The sequence below is a fragment of the Pseudomonas syringae pv. tagetis genome (assembly GCF_022557255.1).
Classification (GTDB): Bacteria; Pseudomonadota; Gammaproteobacteria; order Pseudomonadales; family Pseudomonadaceae; genus Aquipseudomonas; species Aquipseudomonas caricapapayae.
The window spans coordinates 5562533-5582689 of the sequence record NZ_CP092923.1; the positions used below are offsets into that span (position 1 = coordinate 5562533).

General features: G+C 57.9%; 19 protein-coding genes. 9 read left to right on the forward strand and 10 right to left on the reverse strand.

Annotated elements, in window-relative coordinates:
- Window positions 1-536: 536 nt before the first annotated feature.
- Both MME58_RS24890 and MME58_RS24895 read left to right on the forward strand, forming a co-directional pair.
- Entirely contained in the window at window positions 537-1913 is a 1377-nt protein-coding gene (locus MME58_RS24890) for a glutamine synthetase family protein (RefSeq protein WP_054987258.1), read from the forward strand.
- Between the two features lie 333 nt (window positions 1914-2246).
- Window positions 2247-2882 (forward strand): TetR/AcrR family transcriptional regulator, encoded by a 636-nt coding sequence (locus MME58_RS24895; protein WP_054987259.1) that lies wholly within the window; start codon window positions 2247-2249, stop codon window positions 2880-2882.
- A gap of 139 nt (window positions 2883-3021) precedes the next feature.
- On the opposite strand, the gene MME58_RS24900 is transcribed toward MME58_RS24895, so the two are convergent.
- The 6 genes from MME58_RS24900 to MME58_RS24925 all read right to left on the reverse strand — a co-directional run bounded on the left by MME58_RS24900 (window position 3022) and on the right by MME58_RS24925 (window position 8902).
- On the reverse strand, window positions 3022-3237 hold the full coding sequence (locus MME58_RS24900) for a TOBE domain-containing protein (RefSeq protein ID WP_002555770.1): 216 nt from the start codon (window positions 3235-3237) through the stop codon (window positions 3022-3024).
- Between the two features lie 26 nt (window positions 3238-3263).
- Window positions 3264-4076 (reverse strand): aliphatic sulfonates ABC transporter ATP-binding protein, encoded by an 813-nt coding sequence (ssuB, locus tag MME58_RS24905; RefSeq protein ID WP_010195713.1) that lies wholly within the window; start codon window positions 4074-4076, stop codon window positions 3264-3266.
- Entirely contained in the window at window positions 4073-4870 is a 798-nt protein-coding gene (gene ssuC / locus MME58_RS24910) for an aliphatic sulfonate ABC transporter permease SsuC (protein WP_032614408.1), read from the reverse strand. Before ssuC ends, ssuB begins: the two co-directional genes overlap by 4 nt.
- 28 nt (window positions 4871-4898) lie before the next feature.
- Window positions 4899-5864, reverse strand: coding sequence for a sulfonate ABC transporter substrate-binding protein (locus MME58_RS24915; protein ID WP_055006968.1), 966 nt, complete (start codon window positions 5862-5864; stop codon window positions 4899-4901).
- Between the two features lie 871 nt (window positions 5865-6735).
- Window positions 6736-7374 carry a peroxiredoxin gene (locus MME58_RS24920; RefSeq protein ID WP_055006967.1) on the reverse strand — a complete coding sequence of 213 codons (639 nt, stop codon included), beginning with the start codon at window positions 7372-7374 and terminating at the stop codon, window positions 6736-6738.
- Window positions 7375-7543: 169 nt separating this feature from the next.
- Window positions 7544-8902, reverse strand: a complete 1359-nt coding sequence (locus MME58_RS24925) for an OprD family porin (RefSeq protein WP_054987263.1) — start codon at window positions 8900-8902, stop codon at window positions 7544-7546.
- Window positions 8903-9661: 759 nt separating this feature from the next.
- On the opposite strand from MME58_RS24925, the gene tauA reads away from it, so the two are divergent.
- The 3 genes from tauA to tauC are packed head-to-tail and all read left to right on the forward strand — an operon-like array spanning window position 9662 to window position 12340.
- The gene (gene tauA / locus MME58_RS24930) at window positions 9662-10639 is read left to right on the forward strand and encodes a taurine ABC transporter substrate-binding protein (protein WP_055006966.1); all 978 of its coding nucleotides are present in this window, start codon (window positions 9662-9664) and stop codon (window positions 10637-10639) included.
- Window positions 10640-10682: 43 nt separating this feature from the next.
- A complete protein-coding gene (gene tauB, locus MME58_RS24935; RefSeq protein WP_054986786.1) occupies window positions 10683-11468 on the forward strand; it encodes a taurine ABC transporter ATP-binding subunit in 786 nt (261 codons plus the stop codon).
- Window positions 11465-12340, forward strand: coding sequence for a taurine ABC transporter permease TauC (gene tauC / locus MME58_RS24940; RefSeq protein WP_055006965.1), 876 nt, complete (start codon window positions 11465-11467; stop codon window positions 12338-12340). Before tauB ends, tauC begins: the two co-directional genes overlap by 4 nt.
- Window positions 12341-12687: 347 nt before the next feature.
- Here the strand turns inward: tauC and MME58_RS24945 are convergent, their stop codons facing one another.
- Window positions 12688-13128, reverse strand: coding sequence for a hypothetical protein (locus MME58_RS24945; RefSeq protein WP_054986784.1), 441 nt, complete (start codon window positions 13126-13128; stop codon window positions 12688-12690).
- On the opposite strand from MME58_RS24945, the gene trmL reads away from it, so the two are divergent.
- Window positions 13127-13582 carry a tRNA (uridine(34)/cytosine(34)/5-carboxymethylaminomethyluridine(34)-2'-O)-methyltransferase TrmL gene (gene trmL / locus MME58_RS24950; RefSeq protein WP_054986783.1) on the forward strand — a complete coding sequence of 152 codons (456 nt, stop codon included), beginning with the start codon at window positions 13127-13129 and terminating at the stop codon, window positions 13580-13582. The two genes, MME58_RS24945 and trmL, sit on opposite strands and share 2 nt — an antisense overlap.
- 840 nt (window positions 13583-14422) lie before the next feature.
- Here trmL and secB read toward each other — a convergent pair.
- The 3 genes from secB to MME58_RS24965 are packed head-to-tail and all read right to left on the reverse strand — an operon-like array spanning window position 14423 to window position 15618.
- Window positions 14423-14911 carry a protein-export chaperone SecB gene (gene secB, locus MME58_RS24955; RefSeq protein WP_002551468.1) on the reverse strand — a complete coding sequence of 163 codons (489 nt, stop codon included), beginning with the start codon at window positions 14909-14911 and terminating at the stop codon, window positions 14423-14425.
- 39 nt (window positions 14912-14950) lie between these two features.
- Window positions 14951-15202: a glutaredoxin 3 gene (grxC, locus tag MME58_RS24960; RefSeq protein WP_054988634.1), complete on the reverse strand. Its 252-nt coding sequence runs from the start codon at window positions 15200-15202 to the stop codon at window positions 14951-14953.
- Window positions 15203-15204: 2 nt separating this feature from the next.
- Window positions 15205-15618 (reverse strand): rhodanese-like domain-containing protein, encoded by a 414-nt coding sequence (locus tag MME58_RS24965; RefSeq protein WP_054988635.1) that lies wholly within the window; start codon window positions 15616-15618, stop codon window positions 15205-15207.
- A gap of 156 nt (window positions 15619-15774) precedes the next feature.
- On the opposite strand from MME58_RS24965, the gene gpmI reads away from it, so the two are divergent.
- The 3 genes from gpmI to MME58_RS24980 all read left to right on the forward strand — a co-directional run bounded on the left by gpmI (window position 15775) and on the right by MME58_RS24980 (window position 20157).
- Window positions 15775-17307 carry a 2,3-bisphosphoglycerate-independent phosphoglycerate mutase gene (gene gpmI / locus MME58_RS24970; protein WP_055006269.1) on the forward strand — a complete coding sequence of 511 codons (1533 nt, stop codon included), beginning with the start codon at window positions 15775-15777 and terminating at the stop codon, window positions 17305-17307.
- Between the two features lie 153 nt (window positions 17308-17460).
- Window positions 17461-18786 carry a murein hydrolase activator EnvC family protein gene (locus MME58_RS24975; RefSeq protein ID WP_054988637.1) on the forward strand — a complete coding sequence of 442 codons (1326 nt, stop codon included), beginning with the start codon at window positions 17461-17463 and terminating at the stop codon, window positions 18784-18786.
- A 33-nt stretch (window positions 18787-18819) separates the two neighbouring features.
- On the forward strand, window positions 18820-20157 hold the full coding sequence (locus tag MME58_RS24980; protein WP_054988638.1) for a S41 family peptidase: 1338 nt from the start codon (window positions 18820-18822) through the stop codon (window positions 20155-20157).

A 20157-nucleotide genomic window follows, 5' to 3' on the forward strand; every position in this document is an offset into this window, starting at 1 on the left:
CGTCATGGGTACAACTCGTTTCGGCGAGAGCCGAATAGGGGTAAGGTGACAGCTGCAGAGCCGGATTTCCAGACGGGACGGTCACACTGACGACGCCGTTATAGTGGTAATGTCCAGCCTTGAGAGTAGAGCAGACGGGCTCTGATGGCCGTCCGGGAATGTCGCAATGTGCGTCAATCCACCACGAGCACTGATATCACAGGCATGATGGGCGCGGTACCGACTGGATACCTGCGTGTCGACCAAGGGAAGGTGACGCATTGGACCCCCGCTATTGTTGCTCTATTGGGTTGCGATCGAGCTTAGCCTCGTTCATTTTTTTATACAACAGCCCGTTAATAATAGAAGACAGGCCGCTCAAGCCTGTATTCAGCATTACCAGGAAACAGAATAAAACGCCCTAAATAGCAGCAAAAAAGGCCATATGGCGCAGTTTTAGGGCAAAAGTGGCTCTATTGACTTCATCATGGCTTTCGGATTGACTGAGATCCGCAATCATTGATGATTGATATTTTTAACAACAAAGGTGTTGCATCATGTCGGTACCCCCGCGTGCCGTTCAGCTTAACGAAGCGAACGCGTTCCTTAAGGAACATCCTGAGGTTCTGTACGTTGACCTTCTGATTGCAGATATGAATGGTGTGGTGCGTGGCAAACGCATCGAACGCACCAGCCTCCATAAGGTTTACGAGAAAGGCATCAACCTGCCGGCCTCTTTATTTGCCCTGGATATCAATGGCTCCACGGTGGAAAGCACCGGTCTGGGCCTGGATATCGGTGATGCCGACCGTATCTGCTACCCCATCCCCGATACCCTGTGCAACGAGCCGTGGCAAAAGCGCCCTACCGCGCAATTGCTGATGACCATGCACGAAATCGAAGGTGATCCGTTTTTTGCCGATCCGCGCGAAGTATTGCGTCAGGTCGTCGCCAAATTCGATGAAATGGGCCTGACCATCTGCGCAGCGTTCGAACTGGAGTTCTACCTGATCGACCAGGAGAACGTGAACGGTCGCCCGCAACCGCCACGCTCCCCGATCTCCGGCAAACGCCCGCATTCGACACAGGTCTACCTGATCGATGACCTCGACGAATACGTCGACTGCCTTCAGGACATCCTTGAAGGTGCCAAGGAGCAAGGCATCCCTGCCGACGCCATCGTCAAGGAAAGCGCCCCGGCACAGTTCGAAGTCAACTTGCATCACGTCGCGGATGCCATCAAGGCGTGCGATTACGCCGTGCTGCTCAAGCGCCTGATCAAGAACATTGCCTACGATCACGAGATGGACACGACCTTCATGGCCAAACCCTATCCGGGTCAGGCGGGCAATGGTCTGCACGTTCACATCTCGATTCTGGATCGCGACGGCAAGAACATCTTCACCAGCGAGGATCCCGAGCAGAACGCCGCATTGCGTCACGCAATCGGCGGTGTGCTCGAGACCCTGCCGGCACAAATGGCTTTTCTGTGCCCGAACGTCAACTCGTACCGCCGTTTCGGTGCCCAGTTCTATGTCCCCAACTCGCCGACTTGGGGCCTGGATAACCGAACCGTAGCCGTGCGCGTGCCGACCGGCAGCGCAGATGCTGTGCGCATCGAACACCGCGTTGCCGGGGCCGATGCCAACCCGTACCTGGTGATGGCTTCTGTCCTGGCGGGCGTACATCACGGCTTGGTCAACAAGGTCGAGCCTGGTGCCCCGGTAGAAGGCAACTCCTACGAGCAGCATGAACAGAGCCTGCCGAACAACCTGCGCGACGCATTGCGCAAGCTGGACGATGACCCAGTCATGGCCAAATACATCGATCCGAAATACATCGATATTTTCGTGGCCTGTAAAGAGAGCGAGCTGGAGGAGTTCGAACACTCCATCTCCGACCTCGAGTACAACTGGTATCTGCATACGGTCTGATTGAGGCTGAGCACTACAAAACGCCGCAGGCTTTGAGCCTTGCGGCGTTTTTGTCTGGCGTGCATGCCCCGGACACCTATCGTTCCTCACGCTCCAGCGTGGGAATGCCGTTCTGGACGCTCTGCGTCCGATCTTGAACATGCAGTGCGGCCCGAATTTGTGACGCAGAGCGTCACGAACTGCATGCCAACGCGGAGCATTGGCACGATAAACAGTTGGATTTTTGTATACCGATGAGCGCGGAGCGCGGGAGCGATAATCGTTTGGCGACGACAGCGATTCATCCCGTCAGAATCCCTTACAATCCCCGCAGCCCAGCCAAGAGCCACGCCCATGACACGCGCCGCCGCACCTCGTAAACCTCAAGCACGCAGCCAGGCCAGAATCGACTCGATTCTCGACGCCGCACGCACGCTGCTTGCCGAGCAAGGGGTGGCCAGCCTGTCGATCTACAGCGTTGCCGAGCGCGCCGGCATTCCGCCGTCGTCGGTGTATCACTTCTTCGCCAGCGTTCCGGCCCTGCTTGAAGCACTGACCGCCGATATCCACGCCGCCTTCCGCGCATCGCTGCAAGCACCCATCGATCACGATCAGCTCACCACCTGGCGCGATCTGTCACGCATCGTCGAACTGCGCATGCTCGCCATCTACAACGCCGACGCCGCCGCCCGCCAATTGATCCTCGCCCAGCACGGCCTGACTGAAATCAACCAGGCCGACCGCCAACATGACATAGAACTGGGGCAACTGATGCTGGAGGTATTCGATCGCCACTTTCAACTGCCCGCGCTGCCGGATGACGTGGATGTGTTTGCGCTGGCGATGGAACTGGGGGACCGGGTATATGCGCGGTCAGTGCAGTTGCATGACGCGATCACACCGCGCATGGCTGAGGAAGGCATGCGGGTGTTTGATGCTTATTTGGGGTTGTATTTGCCGATGTTTTTAGTCAAGAGGACCGCATTATGAGCAGAGTAGCTAAAGCAAGAAACATCATGACGCCAGCATCCGGCAAAACCGATACTTCGCCTACCTCACAGAACGGCTAGGTAAAAAAGCTAAACACCCCGGAGGGCTATAACCGTCCGGGGTGTTTTTTGCCCATCGTTTACAGCTTGGCGATGGAGACTTCAGTCGACTTCACGAAGGCGATTACTTCGCTGCCGACGACCAGTTCCAGCTCTTTTACCGAGCGGGTGGTGATGACCGAGGTCACAACGCCGGAAGCGGTCTGTACGTCGATTTCCGACAGTACGTCGCCGTGAACGATTTCCTTGATGGTGCCTTTGAACTGGTTACGAACGTTGATGGCTTTGATAGTCATGGCATGTCTTCCTTTGGGGATCAGGGTTAATTTGCCCAGCGCAGTTGCGTGGGCAGTGGCGAAAACGGTTCCGGGTCAGGTGGCGAGCCTGGCAGGGCCAGCACGCGGTTGAGGACTTCGGCTTCCAGTGCCGCAAGGCGATGCGAGCCACGAACACGTGGACGCGGCAGGTCGACCAGCAGGTCCAGGCCAATCTGGCCTTCTTCGATCAGGATGACTCGGTCGGCAATGGCCACAGCCTCGCTGACGTCGTGAGTCACCAGCAGCACCGTGAAGCCGTATTGGCCCCACAGTTTTTCAATCAGTTGCTGCATCTCGATGCGGGTCAGAGCATCCAGCGCGCCCAGAGGCTCATCAAGCAACAGCAGACGCGGTTTGTGAATCAGCGCACGAGCCAAAGCAACACGTTGCTTCTGGCCACCGGACAATGCCGCTGGCCACTCGTTGGCGCGCTCGGCAAGGCCAACGGCCTCAAGCGCTTCAAGCGCCTGCGCCCGCCAATCGCCGCTCAGGCCAAGGCCGACGTTATCGATGATCTTTTTCCAGGGCAGCAAACGCGCCTCCTGGAACATCAAACGCGTGTCTTCACGAGCGTCGTCCAGTGGTGCAGAACCTGCTAGCAATTGACCCTCGGTTGGCTTGTCGAGGCCGGCAAGCAGGCGCAGCAAGGTACTTTTACCGCAGCCGCTACGGCCGACGATGGCGACGAACTGACCGGCCGGAATATGCAGGTCGATGTCCTTAAGCACTTCGCGAGTGCCAAACGCCTTTTTCAGGTTGCGTACTGCCAGCGGGATACCACGCAGCAAATGCGGAGGTTGCTGTTTAAGACTGGTCATGCTGCACCGCCTTTGCTCACTTGATACGCCGGGTGCCAGCGCAGGCAGACACGCTCCAGACCGCGGGCAGCCAGATCGGCCAGCTTGCCGAGCACGGCGTACAGCACGATGGCCAGTACCACGATGTCGGTTTGCAGGAACTCCCGCGCATTCATCGCCAGATAGCCGATGCCGGAGCTGGCAGAAATGGTTTCCGCCACAATCAGCGTCAGCCACATGAAGCCCAGCGCAAAGCGCACGCCCACCAGAATCGACGGCATCGCACCCGGCAGAATCACATGACGGAACAGGCTGAAACCAGACAGGCCGTAGCTGCGTGACATCTCCACAAGCGCCGGATCGATGTTACGGATGCCGTGGTAGGTATTCAGATAAATCGGGAACAGAGTGCCCAGCGCCACGAGGAATATCTTGGCGGTCTCGTCGATACCGAACCACAGGATGACCAGCGGGATCAGCGCCAGATGCGGGACGTTGCGAATCATCTGCACCGAGCTGTCCAGCAGGCGCTCGCCCCATTTGCTCAGGCCGGTAATAAAGCCCAGAGCCAGGCCGATGCCGCCGCCGATAGCGAAACCGATCCCGGCACGCCAGCCGCTGATCGCCAGATGCGTCCAGATTTCGCCACTCGCGACCAGATTGATACCCGCCTCGATGACTGCGCTGGGTGCAGGAAGAATACGTGTGGATAACCACCCGGCGCTGACTGACAGCTGCCAGACGGCCAGCAACAGGACTGGAAGTGCCCAGGGCGCCAGCCGGTGAACGATGCGTTGCGAAGCACTGAGGCTCATGGAGTTGTCTCCTCGAAGGGCCTGACGATCACTGTGCTTGAGCAACAGCAGCAGGAGGTGTCCAGACCACATCAGCGATGCTGAGCGGCTTTGGAATCAGTTTGAGCTGATAGAAGGTGTCGGCAATTTTCTGCTGCGCCGCTACAACCGGTGGAGTTATGAACAGTGCACCGTAGCCTTGGCGTTTTACTGAAGTCAGGGTGATGTCGGCGGGCAGCCCCAGCAACGGCGCGACCTGTTGGGTCACTTCGTCAGGGTGAGCCTTGGACCACTCGCCCACCGCACGGACTTCTTCCACCAGGGCTTGAATCACCTTCGGGTTCTTTTGCGCGTAAGGCTTGGTCGCCAGATAGAACTGGTGGTTGTCGACGATGCCGGTGCCGTCTTTCAAGGTCCGCGCCTGCAATTGTTTTTCCGCAGCAGCCTGGTACGGGTCCCAGATGACCCAGGCGTCTACGCTGCCGCGCTCGAAAGCGGCGCGCGCATCGGCCGGAGGCAGGAAGACAGTCTGGATGTCGGTGTATTTCAGGCCCGCATCTTCCAGCGCCTTGACCAACAGGTAATGGACGTTCGAACCTTTATTGAGGACGACTTTCTTGCCTTTCAGGTCTTTGACCGAGGTAACAGGGGAATCCTTGGGCACCAGGATCGCTTCACTGGTCGGCGCCGGTGGCTCGTAAGCCACGTACAGCAGGTCCGCGCCAGCGGCCTGGGCGAAGACAGGCGGTGTTTCGCCGGTTACACCGAAGTCGATGGAGCCTACGTTCAGACCTTCAAGCAGCTGCGGGCCACCGGGGAACTCTGTCCATTGAACCTTGACGCCCTGCTCGGCCAGACGCTTTTCCAGCGAGCCCTTGGCCTTGAGCAGCACCAGCGTGCCGTATTTCTGATAACCGATGCGCAGGTCTTCCGCCTGGGCCTGCGTGACCGCACCAAGAGCGACCGCAGCAGCAAACAGCGCGACAAGACTTCGACGCAAAATGACAGTGCGCATACGCGCTCCTTTAGCGGGGTGTTGGCCAGTGCCTGATCGGCCAGTAGGAGACGAACAAGGCGGGAATAGGCACGACCTTAACAGCACTTTTTTATATCTATAAATCTTATTTTTTCATTTAGTTATTCCTTAAATGAATATGAAGGACCGCACTATTTTTCAACTATCGTGCGACGTTCCGCGTCGCATGCCGTTCTGAACGCTCTGCGTCCGACCCTGGCTCTGCGACGCGACGAAGATTTGTGACGCAGAGCGTCACGCACGGCATTCCCACGCTGGAGCGTGAGGAACGATGACCTCGAATACCGTGAGACGCTCAATCTGAGTGTGCCGCGCCAGGCACGTCGACTATCGTGCGACGCTCCGCGGCGCATGCCGTTCTGGGCGCTCTGCGTCCGACTCTGGCTCTGCGGCGCGACGAAGATTTTGTGACGCAGAGCGTCACGCACGGCATTCCCACGCTGGAGCGTGAGGAACGATGGTCTCGACTACCGTGAGATGCTCAATCTGAGTGTGCCGCGCCAGGCACGTCGACTATCGTGCGACGCTCCGCGTCGCATGCCGTTCTGGACGCTCTGCGTCCGACTCTGGCTCTGCGGCGCGATGCAGATTTGAGACGCAGAGCGTCACGCACGGCATTCCCACGCTGGAGCGCGAGGAACGATGGTCTCGACTACCGTGAGATGCTTAATCTGAGTGTGCCGCGCCAGGCACGTCGACTATCGTGCGACGCTCCGCGTCGGCATACCGTTCTGGATGCTCTGCGTCCTGTCTTGATGGTCCGGCACTGAAGTGAACGAGAGGTGCTCGAACGCCATAAAAAAGGGCCGATAAATCGGCCCGAATAACCCCACGCTTGGTAGATCGAAAATTAGCGGTTTGGCTGAGGTGTCAGGCGCAGATAAGGTGTGACGACCTTGTAGCCCTTGGGAAAGCGTTGTTTGATTTCGGCTTCGTCCTTGATCGACGGCACAATCACTACGTCATCGCCGTCCACCCAGTTGGCGGGCGTGGCGACCTTGTAGTTGTCGGTCAATTGCAGCGAGTCGATAACGCGCAGAATCTCGTGGAAATTACGCCCGGTACTCGCTGGATAAGTAATCGTCAGGCGCACCTTCTTGTTCGGATCGATCACGAACAACGAACGCACAGTCAGCGTGTCGTTGGCATTGGGATGAATAAGGTCATACAGGTCGGAGACCTTGCGGTCGGCATCGGCCAGAATCGGGAAGTTGACCTGGGTGTTTTGCGTGGTGTTGATGTCGTCGATCCACTTGATATGCGAATCAACCGGGTCCACCGACAACGCAATGGCTTTCACACCGCGCTTGGCGAACTCGTCTTTCAATTTGGCGGTGAAGCCCAGCTCGGTGGTGCAGACCGGCGTGAAGTCGGCAGGATGAGAAAACAATACCCCCCAGCTATCGCCGAGCCATTCGTGGAAACGGATACGACCTTCGCTGGATTCCTGCTCGAAGTCAGGGGCGATGTCGCCAAGTCGCAGTGTCATGGTGTTGCTCCTTGTCTGTATCGGGTAGGCCTTGGTATAGCACTACTGTGCGCCCTGTCCAGGGAAGTTAAAAAGAATAAATAATGCGCCTCCTATAGCTGTCAGGAATATCAAAAAACAGGCAAAAGAAACCCCGCACGAGGCGGGGTTTCTCTGGACCTCAATACACTTACATGAAGTTGTAGGTGTAGTTGAAGATCAGGCGGGTCTGGTCAGTGTTGGTCGAGTTGTTCAGGTCGCCATCGGCACGGTAAGTACCGTGACGCAGGGTGGTACCGAAGCCTTTCAGCGGACCGCTCTGGATCACGTAGTCAACGCGCATGTCGGTTTCCCACTCCGAGTACTCTTCCTTGCCGGTAGTACGGTCGCGAATGTCGTCTGCGTGCAGGTAAGCAACTGCTGCTTTCAGGCCTGGAACACCCACTTTGGCGAAGTCATACGAGTACTGACCGAACGTGGTGTTTTCACCCGCACGGTTGAAGCCGTTGATCATCGAGTCAGTGAACAGGTAGAAGCTGGAACCGCCGTTGCCTTCAAGACTCGAAGTGCTGGTGCCGTTCTTGGTTACGTTGCCCTGGTTCAGGAAAACCATACCGCCGTCATCGCCAACCTGCTGATGGCCAACCATCAATGCATGGCCACCCAAGGAGTAGGTGAACATGGCAGACCAGGTGGAGTTATCCACTTCGCCAGCGTTCTTGGCATAACCGTTGTTGTTGTTGAAACGGTAGCCCGTCGCGGCGTCGCTGTTCTTGCCGTCAGAGCTGCTGTTGAAATAACGCAGGTCAGTCTTGAAGGACTGGTTGTCGCTGATCGGGTAGACATGAACCAGACCCAGGAAGTGTTGCTTGTAGAAGTCTTCCAGGTTGGCGTAGTAGTACTGCAGGGTCAGGTCTTTGGTAACTTTCCAGTCAGCACCGGCGAAGCGGAACTGATCGGCAGTCTCGGAAGCACCGGCAATGGACAGGTCAGTCCAGTTGCTCGAAGCACGGCCGATGGACTTGTTCAACTGACCAGCCGTGAAGGTAACGGTGTCCAGATCCTTGGAGGTCAGGATGCCGCCCTGGAAAGCCTGGGGCAGAAGACGACCGTCGTTGCTGACCAGAATTGGCAGGTTAGGTGCCAATGCGTTACCGACTTTCAGTTCGGTTTTCGAGAAGCGTACCTTGCCGTTGGCGCCCAGACGGCTCCACTCGCTGACCGCAGAACCGTCAGTGTCGGTAGGCAGAATACCGCCGTTTGCTGCAGCAGCGTGGTTGCCACGGCCGCCATCAAGGTGAACACCGACCAATCCCTGGACATCCAGACCGAAACCCACAGTGCCCTGAGTGAAGCCCGACAGGTAGTCGAATTTCAGGCCAGTGGCCGTCTCACGGTTGTTGTGGGTAGTGCCTTCGCGGAAATCGTTGTCGAAATACAGAGTACGAGAACTAACGGACGCTTTGCTGTCTTCAAGGAAACCAGCTGCACCGGCCTGCTGGGCCAATACACCGACGGTTACGGCCAAGGCCAGGGTGGACTTCTTCATTAACTACGCTCCTCGTGAATCTAATTTTTTATGTCTCTGGTGCCGGGCATTGCCCTGACCCAGAGATATTGCGATAGGCGACAGTCCCGACCTGGAGGTCAATGGATTCTGTACACCCCGACTTTTGACTAGACCGCGCATGTCGGTGGCCGAACGTTAGTGAAAATTCTTCATGCCCAAAAGGAACCGTTTATCAGCTCCTGATAACAATCAGGTATATGTCACAACTCGTGTCAGCCAGGACGTCACGGAGTGTATCGACCTAATTGCGTAATTCCCAAAATTTATTTTGGTACCGCTCGTCAGATCATTTCGTTTTGTGCCACTTACCGGTCAAATCCAAACCAGCCGGTCATTGTCGCCAACGGCAAGGTGCAATCAGCCTGCCAGTAAAAGCCTTGTAAAACGGGCACTTCAGAGAGGTTAGTGAAGAAATATGACAGTTGTCACCACTTTGACGTCTGGCGCTATGCCATCGTGAAATAATTTCTAAAAACCGCTTAAAACAGGCTTTTTTCAGCGTTTTTGACCGTCTGAAACACGCGCTCAAGGGTCGTCCAGGTGAACAAAAAAGCAATTTCGGTGTCCGGCGTCTCGCACCTGAGCCGATTGGCAGATGCGTAACAGCCTCTGATGTGCAGGTAAGCGGATAAGAACCTTTCATAAGCTAATATCTAAAAGTTATTTATTTGTATTTTCTTAGATCACTTAGGCTCCTAATCCAGCCAGTCCCAAGCTCGTCTGATTCGGAGCGCCACCATGAAACTGCATTTTCCCCTGCGCCTGCTGATTGCACTGTCGTTGACTGGCACAACATTCATCGCACAAGCAGCCGACTTTACCGTTGCCTACCAGACGACCGTCGACCCGGCCAAGGTTGCCCAGGCCGATAACGCCTATGAAAAAGCCACCGACTCGAAAATCTCCTGGCGCAAATTCGATAACGGGGCGGACGTCATTACGGCGGTCGCCTCCGGCGATGTACAGATCGGTTACCTCGGCTCAAGCCCCTTCACAGCAGCCGCTACGCGCAAACTCCCGGTTGAGGCATTCCTGATTGCAACGCAGATTGGCGCTGCCGAAGCCCTGGTCGCCCGCAATGGCTCGGGGATCGACTCGCCACAGGACCTGATCGGCAAGAAGGTAGCCGTGCCCTTTGTCTCCACCGGCCATTACAGCCTGCTCGCTGCACTCAAACACTGGAACATCGATCCGGCGAGGGTCACGATCCTCAACCTTGCGCCGCCCGCCATTGCTGCGGCTTGGAAGCGCGGCGACATCGACGCCACCTATGTCTGGGACCCCGCACTGGGCGTTGCGAAGGAAACCGGCAAGGTGCTGATCACCTCCGGCGAACTGGCCAAGGTCGGAGCCCCTACCTTCGATGCATGGATCGTGCGCAAGGACTTCGCCAGCAAACATCCGGAGATTGTCAGTGCATTCGCCAAAGTGACGCTCGATGCCTATGCCCACTATCGCCAGGACCCCGCTGCATGGATCGCCAACCCGGCCAATATCGACAAGCTGACCAGGCTGTCAGGTGCCAAGGCGTCTGACGTTCCTGCGCTGTTGCAAGGCAACGTCTACCCGCTGGCTGCCGAACAGACGGCGTTGCTGGGCGCACCAACCATTGAGGCCGTGAGCAAAACTGCAGCATTCCTTAAAGAGCAGGGCAAGGTAGACGCGCCGCTACCTGACTATTCGCCTTACGTCAGCACCCGGTTCATTCCTCGCTAAGCGCCTTGATTAGCTAAGCGCCTTGATTAAAAGGAGACACGGCATGGCCCTGTTGCGGCTGGAGCGTATCGGCGCACAGTATCCCGGTGCAGCGGCACCGGTGCTGGCGGACATCAATCTGAGCCTGGGCCCACAGCAACTGCTGGTCGCGCTTGGACCCTCCGGCAGCGGTAAGACCTCGTTGCTGAACCTGATTGCAGGCTTTATCAAACCCGACAGCGGTCACATTACCCTTGACGGGATTGTCGTCGAGGGGCCGAGCGCCGAGCGCGGTGTAGTGTTTCAGGACGATGCTTTGCTGCCTTGGCAGGATGTGTTGGCCAATGTTGCATTTGGTCTTGAACTGGCAGGTGTCAGCCGTGCAGAACGCGAAGCAAGAGCACGGGAGATGTTGGCACTGGTGGATCTGATGGGCTTTGATCAAAGGCGAATATGGCAGCTGTCCGGCGGGCAACGGCAACGCGTCGGTCTGGCCAGAGCGTTGGCAGCCGACCCGCGCATCCTGTTGATGGACGAGCCGTTCGGGGCATTGGACGCTTTCACCCGCGAACAGATGCAGGAGCTGTTGCTGCAAGTGTGGCAACGTACCGCCAAGCCAGTGTTTCTGATAACGCACGATATAGAAGAGGCGGTGTTCCTCGCCACCGATCTTGTTCTGCTCGCCCCCAACCCCGGTCGGGTCGACGAGCATCTGCACCTGGACTTCAGCCGCCGCTACAGCGCTGGCGAATCGGCCCGTGCGATAAAATCCGATCCACATTTCATCGAGACCCGCGAACATGTGCTGGCCAGGGTGTTCTCCCAACGCACTCGGGAGCAGCGTGTATGAGCAGCCATGAGCCTGTAAGCGGCCATGAGCCGATGGATCGCCACAACCTGGCAAGCATCGCCAAACCGTTGGCCGAACAACCTGCTGCCCCGGCGTCAGACGGTTATCCAGGCACCAGGGCGATCAGCGGGCTGACCCTAGCGGCGTTGCTGACCCTCTGGTGGGCCGTGACTGCCGCGGGCTGGATCGAACCGCTGTTCCTGCCGTCGCCAGCGGATGTGCTGAGCAAAGGCTGGCTGCTGGCAACCAAAGGCTACATGGACGCCACACTCTGGCAGCATCTGCATGCCAGCCTGCAACGCATCGGTCTGGCCCTGGGTGCAGCGATTGTGACGGCCATCCCGGTGGGCATCGCCATCGGCCACAACCGCGTTGCGCGAGGCATCTTCGACCCGCTGATCGAATTTTACAGACCGATACCACCGCTGGCCTACCTGCCGCTGATCGTTATCTGGTTCGGTATCGACGAATTCTCCAAAGTGTTGCTGATTTATCTGGCGATCTTCGCGCCAATTGCCATCGCTACCGCCACCGGAGTTCGCACCGTTGACCCGGCCAAAGTGCGGGCAGCACAGGCACTGGGCGCAACACGCTGGCAGTTGATTCGTCATGTGGTCCTGCCCGGCGCGCTCCCGGACATCCTTACCGGGATCCGCATCGGCCTGGGCGTGGGCTGGTCGACACTGGTGGCGGCAGAGCTTATCGCCGCCACCAGCGGGCTTGGGTTCATGGTGCAGTCGGCAGCGCAGTTTCTGGTGACCGACGTTGTGATTCTGGGGATTCTGGTGATTGCCGTTATCGCGTTTGCCATGGAGCTGGGCCTGCGTGCACTGCAACGCAAGCTGGTGCCTTGGCAGGACCAACCGCGTTAATGCATCAGTATGGGTGTGTATGGCGCGATGATGCGCAAATTGAGTGCATCGTCAGACGATGGGCAACCGCGTCCGACGCGGCTTGCAGGATTCGCGGCGTCAGCGCCAACGATTCACATCGGCTATTGCCGAAATCAACCCGAGGCATCTGACCCTCACAAAATACCCATAAGATTCAATGGTTTGTTTATTTTTTGGGATTCAGGACTCAAGCGGTGCTTAACCGGATATGACTAGCCGAGCCTGTTCTTTCGGATTAATTCTCAAAACTGGCACGCACTCTGCAGTAGGTATTACATCACCAGTTTTGGGGACCTTGGTACAGGCAGGCCGGGGATTCCCCTCTTTTATTCCTCCCGGAGACTGACCTCCAGTCTCCAGCGCCCGTCCACCTTCTCAGTGCGCCAGTCGCCATGAAGTGGACGGGCTGCCAGGAGCGTCAGCACCAACCCATTCTCTCCTCGTTCCACCTTCCAGCGTGCAACCCTGTTGTCAAACCTCAGTTGGCCCGTCCACGGCTGTCCTGAAGCATCGACGTTGAGTACCACTGCACCATCGACAGTGGCACCGCGATACTTCGGTTCTTCGTTGAACCAGAGCGCCAGCCCGGCTGGCAACTCCTCGATCTGTTCCAGTTCAACCGGGTCAGGTTGCTGCAGACGACCGATAATGGTGCCCACGGTAAAGCCGACAATTGCCATCGAACCAAGAACACGCGGCCACAGCTTCGGTCTCGGGTCCTCTTCAGGGGTAGAATGCATCCCGTCCTTTCGTTCGGAGCCGTGCATGTTTCACGTCATCCTTTTTCAACCAGAAATTCCGCCGAATACCGGCAATGTCATCAGGCTATGCGCCAACAGTGGCTGCACCCTGCATTTGATCGAACCCTTGGGTTTCGAGCTGGACGACAAGCGCTTGCGCCGTGCCGGGCTCGACTATCACGAGTATGCCACGCTGCAGACGCATGCTGACCTGGCAAGCTGTCTGGAGAAGATCGGCAACCCGAGGCTGTTCGCTTTCACCACCAAGGGCTCGCGACCTTTTCACGATGCCAGCTTTGAGCCAGGTGACGCATTTCTGTTCGGCCCGGAAAGCCGTGGCCTGCCCGCCGATATTCTCGACTCGCTGAGCAGTGACAACCGCCTGCGGCTGCCCATGCGTGAAGGCTGCCGTAGCCTGAATCTGTCCAACACCGTCGCCGTGGCGGTTTATGAGGCCTGGCGCCAGCACGGATTTGCTTAGGCCCCAGTGCGGGGCTTTGCCGGTCCATATGGATATTATCTTACTGACACTTGTGCCAATGCTCCGCGTCACAAAGCGGTTTTGAGAGGTCAGGTGGATTGGGGTTCGACTCGGGTCACTTACGTCGTACTCTGCGTCGTCTTTGCCATCGCGGTTGAAAAGCACTTTAGAGCAGTTGGGTTAAAGACGCGGCTCGGAAATTGATGACTATCGTGCCGACGCTCCGCGTCGGCATGCAGTTCGTGACGCTCTGCGTCACACGGCGGTTCTGTGGTGTCAGGGGGATTGGGGTTCGACTCAGGTCAGCTTTTCGCCCCTCGGCGAGTTACTTTGAGGGGGCCAAAGTAACCAAATCCCCTGGCTCCGTTTCCGGCCCGACTTCGTCGGGTTCCTTCGTCCTGTCACTTACGTCGCAATCGGCGTCGTTTGTGCGATCGCGGTTGAAAAGCGTTTTAGAGCAGTTTGGCTGAAGGCACTGATGATTATCGTGCCGACGCTCCGCGTCGACACGCAGTTCGTGACGCTCTGCGTCATACGGCGGTTCTGTGGTGTCAGGGGGATTTGCGTTCGACTCGGGTCAGCTTTTCGCCCCTCGGCGAGTTACTTTGATGGGGCCAAAGTAACCAAATCCACTGGCTCCGTTTCCGGCCCGACTGCGTCGGGTTCCTTCGCCCTGTCACTGATGTCGCACTCTGCGTCGTCAGTAACATCCCGATAAAAAGCATACAAACAGCATGCGCAGTAAAACCCATGCACGAGGATACGCGTGGTCAATCGCCGCTATTTGAACAGACACAAAAAAGCGCCCCGAAAGGCGCTTTTTGCTTGCAGCGGTAACGCTTACTGAACAGTCGGCGTTTCGCCGGCTTCCTGCATGCGTTGCAGCTCTTGCGCGTAAAGGGCGTCGAAGTTCACCGGGGCCAGCATCAGCGCAGGGAACGAGCCGCGTACGACCAGATTGTCGATCGCTTCACGTGCATACGGGAACAGAATGTTCGGGCAGAACGCACCCAGGGTATGGCTCATCGCGCCATCGTCCAGGCCCTTGATCAGGAAGATACCGGCCTGTTGCACTTCAACGATGAAGGCCACTTCGTCCCCGTTGTTGACGGTTACGGAGAGGGTCAGCACGACTTCGTAGAAATCGCCTTCCAGCTGCTTCTGACGGGTGTTGAGGTCCAGACTGACGGTCGGCGTCCACTCCTGACGGAAGATCGCCGGGCTTTTTGGCGCTTCGAACGACAGGTCGCGAACGTAGATACGCTGCAGGGAAAATTGCGGGCCGTTTTCTTCGTTGGCAACAGCGCCGTTGTTCGGTTGATCGGTCATCTCGGATCCTTGTCAGGTAGGGCTGAAAGTTTAAGGGAATCAGGCCAGCAGCGCATCAAGCTTGCCGGCACGCTCCAGAGCGAACAGGTCATCGCAGCCGCCCACGTGGGTAGAGCCGATCCAGATCTGCGGTACAGAAGTGCGACCGGCTTTCTTGGTCATTTCTGCACGCAGCTGCGGCTTGCCGTCCACGCGGATTTCATCGAAGGCCACGCTCTTGCTCTGCAGCAGTTGCTTGGCGCGTATGCAATACGGGCAGTAGTCGCTGGAATAGACGATGACTTGAGCCATGTTCACTTCACCAAAGGGAGATTGTCGCCGCGCCAGCTGGAAATGCCGCCGGACAGCTTGGCCGCCTTGAAGCCGGACTTGAGCAGCTCACGGGCGGTGGTGCCAGCATGCTGCCCCATTGCATCGACTATGATCAACGTCTTGTCCTTGTATTTCTGCAGCTCGGCGGTACGGGTCAGTACCTTGTCCTGCGGAAAGTTCAGGGAGCCCACGATGTGGCCTGCGGTGAAATCCTTTTTCGAGCGCACGTCGATGACCACGCCCTGATCGCTGTTGACCAGTGCGGTCAGCTCGCGAGTGCTCAGGCTGGCACCGCCCTTGCTCAGTTCGTACGCGATCAGCAGTCCCAGCAGAACGACGAAGGCACCGGTGATCAAATAGTGGTTAGTGGCGAATTCAAGCAGGTGAGCAACCATCAGTAGGTTCCAGGGCGTTAAAATGTCGGCCAGTATACACAGCAGCCAAGGTCGGCCAAAGTCCGTACGGCAGTGACGCCGTTTGAACTTGTCCTTAAAATGCCGTTCCCTTGTACTTTGTCTATCTCTTTATCCAATCAGCATCGAGTGGGTTCTATGACTGCCACGCCAAAACCTCTGGTTCTTATCATCCTGGATGGCTTCGGACACAGCGAAAGCCATGAAGGCAATGCCATTCTGGCGGCAAAGATGCCCGTCATGGATCGTCTCTACCAGACCATGCCCAACGGCCTGATTTCCGGGTCGGGCATGGACGTCGGTCTGCCGGACGGTCAGATGGGCAACTCCGAAGTCGGGCACATGAACCTGGGTGCCGGCCGCGTGGTGTATCAGGACTTCACTCGGGTGACCAAAGCGATCCGCGACGGCGAATTCTTCGAAAACCCGACCATCTGCGCCGCTGTGGATAAAGCTGTCAGCGCCGGCAAGGCTGTGCACATCATGGGCCTGCTGTCCGATGGCGGCGTTCACAGCCATCAGGATCACCTGGTGGCGATGGCCGAACTGGCGGTCAAACGTGGCGCGGAAAAGATCTACCTGCACGCGTTTCTCGACGGTCGCGACACGCCGCCGCGCAGCGCGAAAAAATCCCTTGAGCTGATGGATCAGACCTTCGCGCGTCTGGGCAAGGGCCGCACCGCCACGATCATTGGCCGTTACTTCGCGATGGACCGTGACAACCGTTGGGACCGCGTCTCCACTGCCTACAGTCTGATCGTCGACAGCACCGCCGAATTCCACGCAGACAGCGGTGTCGCAGGGCTTGAAGCCGCTTACGCACGTGACGAGAACGACGAGTTCGTCAAGGCCACGCGCATCGGCGAACCTGCCCGCGTGGAAGACGGCGACGCCGTGGTGTTCATGAACTTCCGCGCTGACCGCGCCCGTGAACTGACCCGCGTGTTCGTCGAAGACGATTTCAAGGACTTCGAGCGCGCCCGCCAGCCCAAGGTCAATTACGTGATGCTGACCCAGTACGCTGCAAGCATCCCTGCACCCTCGGCCTTCGCGGCGGGCAGTCTGAAAAATGTGCTGGGCGAATACCTGGCAGACAACGGCAAGACGCAACTGCGCATCGCCGAAACCGAAAAATACGCCCACGTCACCTTCTTCTTTTCCGGCGGTCGTGAAGAACCGTTTCCCGGTGAAGAGCGCATTCTGATCCCATCGCCGAAAGTCGCCACCTACGACCTGCAGCCGGAAATGAGCGCGCCGGAAGTGACCGATAAAATTGTCGATGCCATCGAGCATCAGCGTTATGACGTGATTGTCGTCAACTACGCCAACGGCGACATGGTCGGCCATAGCGGGATTATGGAAGCAGCGATCAAGGCGGTGGAATGCCTGGATGTGTGTGTCGGCCGTATTACCCAGGCGCTGGAAAAAGTCGGCGGTGAAGCCTTGATCACTGCCGACCACGGTAACGTCGAGCAGATGACCGACGATTCCACCGGGCAGGCGCATACTGCGCACACGTCGGAGCCGGTCCCTTTCGTATACGTTGGCAAACGCCCGCTGAAAGTCCGCGAAGGGGGCGTTCTGGCTGACGTCGCACCGACCATGCTGCACCTGCTGGGCATGGAGAAACCGCAGGAAATGACCGGCCACTCGATCCTCGTGGCAGAGTAAACCGCTGAAAACCGGCCCATAGCCATCAGGCAAGGCCGGTTTTTTATGATTCAAGCCCTAAAGCAGTGGCTGCGGGGCGTTTTTTTTGCAGCGCATGGCGGGCATACTAGGCCTGACATTTTTTCTCACAATTCCTCGGTATCGCCCATCCACATGCTTCGCGCCTTGATTGCCCTTGCTCTGATCTGCCTGCTCAATCCGGCGTTTGCCGAAGACGAGCGCGTGCAAACCCAAAAACAGATAGATGCTGCGCGTCAGGATGTGGCGGAGCTGCAAAAAGTCCTGGGCAAGCTTCAGGAAGAACGTGCAGGCGTCCAGAAGGACCTGCGCACCACTGAAACCGAAATGGGCAAGTTGGAAAAGCAGGTCGAGGTCCTGCAAAAGGAACTAAAAAAGACGGAAGCCGAGCTGCAAAAGCTCGACAGTGAAAAAAAGAAACTGAACAGCGCTCGTGTAGAGCAGCAACGCCTGATTGCTATCCAGGCCCGCGCCGCCTACCAGAGTGGCCGCCAGGAATACCTCAAGCTGTTGCTCAATCAGCAACACCCCGAGAAGTTCGCCCGAACCCTCACCTATTACGATTACCTGAGCCAGGCGCGCCTGGAGCAGTTGCGCAACTTCAATGAAACCCTGCGCCAGCTGGCCAATGTCGAAAAAGACATCGACCTGCAACAGGCTCAATTGCTGGTGCAGAAGAGCAGCCTGGAGAGTCAGAGCGAAGAGCTGGCCAAAGTGCGTCAGGAGCGCCAGCAGGCGCTGGCCAGGCTGAACCAGGATTACAAGGCCCGCGATCAGAAGCTGCAGGCCCGTCAGCAGGATCAGGCCGATCTGGCCAAAGTCCTCAAGACCATCGAGGAAACGCTGGCCCGGCAGGCACGTGAAGCCGAAGAGGCTCGCCAGAAAGCGCTGGTTGCTGCACGTGAGGCGGAGGAGAAACGTCAGCGCGAAGCTGAAGCCGTCGCACGCAACAACAGCAATAGCAGCAGCAGTAAAAGCGATGATGAACCCGCACCGCGTCGTCCGGTCAAAGCCCCCGGCGCAGTCGTTTCCAGTGCCGGAGTTTCCTACGGCGGACCTTTTGCAGAGGCCAGAGGAAAACTTCCATGGCCTGTTGATGGTCGACTGCTTGCGCGTTTCGGTGAAGCCCGCGGTGATGATGAACGGACCAAGTGGGACGGCGTCATGATCAGCGCCGCAGCCGGAAGCCAGGTACATGCCGTGCATGGCGGACGAGTGGTGTTCGCCGACTGGTTGCGTGGTGCCGGGCTTCTGGTCATTCTCGACCATGGCAACGGTTATCTCACCCTCTATGGGCATAACCAGAGCCTGCTCAAGTCGGCAGGCGACATTGTAAAAGCCGGTGAAGCGATTTCCACGGTCGGCAATAGTGGCGGTCAGGACACGGCAGCGTTGTACTTTGCTATTCGTCAGCAGGGTCGCCCCAGCGATCCGGCCCAATGGTGCCGCACTCAAGGATAAGTCGGCGTCAATATCTGTAGGAGTTCGTTAGACATGCTGCATTTGTCCCGCCTCACCTCGCTGGCCCTGGCAATTGCCATCGTTATCGGCGCGCCTCTGGCGCAAGCTGCCGAGAAGACCGCGCCAGCCACGCCTGCAGCAGTCACGCCCGCCAAGACCAATGCCAGTGCAAAGCCACCGCTGCCACTTGACGAGCTGCGTACCTTTGCCGAGGTCATGGACCGGGTCAAGGCAGCCTACGTCGAGCCGGTGGACGACAAGACCCTGCTTGAGAACGCCATCAAGGGCATGCTCAGCAACCTTGACCCTCACTCGGCCTACCTCGGCCCGGAAGACTTTCAGGAGCTGCAGGAAAGCACCAGCGGCGAGTTCGGTGGTCTGGGCATCGAAGTGGGCGTCGAAGACGGTTTCGTCAAGGTGGTTTCGCCCATCGACGACACACCGGCTTCCAAGGCAGGCATTGAGGCAGGCGACCTGATCGTGAAGATCAACGGCACGCCGACCCAGGGCCAGAACATGCAGGAAGCGGTCGACAAGATGCGCGGCAAGATCGGCGAGAAGATCACCCTGACGCTGGTGCGCGACGGTGGTACTCCGTTTGACGTGACGCTGGCGCGTGCGACCATCCAGGTCAAGAGCGTCAAGGCGCAGATGCTGGAAAACGGCTACGGCTATATCCGCATTACCCAGTTCCAGGTCAAGACCGGTGACGAAGTCGGCAAGGCGCTGGCCAAATTCCGCAAGGACAATGGCAAGAAGATGAGCGGTCTGATCCTCGACCTGCGCAACAACCCCGGCGGCGTGCTGCAATCGGCCGTGCAGGTGGCGGATCACTTCCTCACCAAGGGCCTGATCGTCTACACCAAAGGCCGCATCGCCAACTCCGAGTTGCGCTTCTCGGCCGATCCGGCAGATGCCAGCGAAGGCGTGCCGTTGGTAGTCCTGATCAACGGTGGCAGTGCCTCGGCATCGGAAATTGTTGCCGGTGCCCTGCAAGATCAGAAACGCGGGATTCTCATGGGCACCGACACCTTCGGCAAAGGCTCGGTACAAACCGTCCTGCCGCTGAACAACGATCGCGCGCTGAAGATCACTACAGCACTGTATTACACGCCAAATGGCCGCTCGATCCAGGCTCAGGGCATCAATCCGGACATCGTGGTGCGCCGGGCCAAGGTCACCAGCGAAGCCGACGGCGAGAACTACAAGGAAGCCGACCTGATGGGCCACTTGGGCAATGGCAACGGCGGTGCCGACAAGCCAACCCTCAAAGGCGGCGCAGCAGCCAAGGCGCGTCCGCAGGATGACGACTTCCAGCTCAGTCAGGCACTCAGCCTGCTGAAGGGGCTGAGTATCACCCGCGGCAATTGA

What these genes read in the sequence shown, in the direction of transcription:
- secB (WP_002551468.1), bottom strand. Translation starts at nt 14,911, where the DNA reads ATGACCGATCAACCGAACAACGGCGCTGTTGCCAACGAAGAAAACGGC.
- trmL (WP_054986783.1), top strand. Translation starts at nt 13,127, where the DNA reads ATGTTTCACGTCATCCTTTTTCAACCAGAAATTCCGCCGAATACCGGC.
- tauC (WP_055006965.1), top strand. Translation starts at nt 11,465, where the DNA reads ATGAGCAGCCATGAGCCTGTAAGCGGCCATGAGCCGATGGATCGCCAC.
- MME58_RS24915 (WP_055006968.1), bottom strand. Translation starts at nt 5,864, where the DNA reads ATGCGCACTGTCATTTTGCGTCGAAGTCTTGTCGCGCTGTTTGCTGCT.
- MME58_RS24980 (WP_054988638.1), top strand. Translation starts at nt 18,820, where the DNA reads ATGCTGCATTTGTCCCGCCTCACCTCGCTGGCCCTGGCAATTGCCATC.
- ssuB (WP_010195713.1), bottom strand. Translation starts at nt 4,076, where the DNA reads ATGACCAGTCTTAAACAGCAACCTCCGCATTTGCTGCGTGGTATCCCG.
- gpmI (WP_055006269.1), top strand. Translation starts at nt 15,775, where the DNA reads ATGACTGCCACGCCAAAACCTCTGGTTCTTATCATCCTGGATGGCTTC.
- ssuC (WP_032614408.1), bottom strand. Translation starts at nt 4,870, where the DNA reads ATGAGCCTCAGTGCTTCGCAACGCATCGTTCACCGGCTGGCGCCCTGG.
- MME58_RS24925 (WP_054987263.1), bottom strand. Translation starts at nt 8,902, where the DNA reads ATGAAGAAGTCCACCCTGGCCTTGGCCGTAACCGTCGGTGTATTGGCC.
- MME58_RS24965 (WP_054988635.1), bottom strand. Translation starts at nt 15,618, where the DNA reads ATGGTTGCTCACCTGCTTGAATTCGCCACTAACCACTATTTGATCACC.
- MME58_RS24890 (WP_054987258.1), top strand. Translation starts at nt 537, where the DNA reads ATGTCGGTACCCCCGCGTGCCGTTCAGCTTAACGAAGCGAACGCGTTC.
- MME58_RS24975 (WP_054988637.1), top strand. Translation starts at nt 17,461, where the DNA reads ATGCTTCGCGCCTTGATTGCCCTTGCTCTGATCTGCCTGCTCAATCCG.
- tauB (WP_054986786.1), top strand. Translation starts at nt 10,683, where the DNA reads ATGGCCCTGTTGCGGCTGGAGCGTATCGGCGCACAGTATCCCGGTGCA.
- MME58_RS24895 (WP_054987259.1), top strand. Translation starts at nt 2,247, where the DNA reads ATGACACGCGCCGCCGCACCTCGTAAACCTCAAGCACGCAGCCAGGCC.
- grxC (WP_054988634.1), bottom strand. Translation starts at nt 15,202, where the DNA reads ATGGCTCAAGTCATCGTCTATTCCAGCGACTACTGCCCGTATTGCATA.
- MME58_RS24900 (WP_002555770.1), bottom strand. Translation starts at nt 3,237, where the DNA reads ATGACTATCAAAGCCATCAACGTTCGTAACCAGTTCAAAGGCACCATC.
- MME58_RS24945 (WP_054986784.1), bottom strand. Translation starts at nt 13,128, where the DNA reads ATGCACGGCTCCGAACGAAAGGACGGGATGCATTCTACCCCTGAAGAG.
- MME58_RS24920 (WP_055006967.1), bottom strand. Translation starts at nt 7,374, where the DNA reads ATGACACTGCGACTTGGCGACATCGCCCCTGACTTCGAGCAGGAATCC.
- tauA (WP_055006966.1), top strand. Translation starts at nt 9,662, where the DNA reads ATGAAACTGCATTTTCCCCTGCGCCTGCTGATTGCACTGTCGTTGACT.